Origin of the sequence: Tessaracoccus rhinocerotis (genome assembly GCF_007197885.1) — a bacterium.
Taxonomy (GTDB): Bacteria; Actinomycetota; Actinomycetes; order Propionibacteriales; family Propionibacteriaceae; genus Arachnia; species Arachnia rhinocerotis.
Window position 1 is genome coordinate 1 of record NZ_VKKG01000043.1, and the last position, 306, is coordinate 306.

Here is a 306-nt window from a genome sequence, read left to right on the forward strand (position 1 = left end):
GGTAATATTTAACTTCTCTACCATAGTCTCCACCAATCATTTCTTCATTATTTCTGCTATAATAAGTCCCCAAAGGGAGCGTATAAAAATGAAACAAATCATTCTAATTTTACTTACTGCATTTAATATTTATAGCTTGATCAATATTAATTTAACATATCAACATGATGACCTCATTGCCTTACTCAGTTCAAGGATTATTTTACTAGCTGTCTCAATTATCTTACCTGTACTTTTCTTTATAGTCGGTTCATCAAAAAGCGTTAAAATACTATCTATTATTTCTATTTTAAGTGGTCTTGCTCA

General features: G+C 29.4%; 1 protein-coding gene. It reads left to right on the plus strand.

What is annotated here, in order from left to right; all coding sequences use genetic code 11:
* Positions 1 to 88 precede the first annotated feature (88 nt).
* Positions 89 to 306, plus strand: a 218-nt coding sequence (locus FOJ82_RS16565; RefSeq protein WP_221933212.1) for a hypothetical protein, incomplete at its 3' end; no start/stop codon positions are given.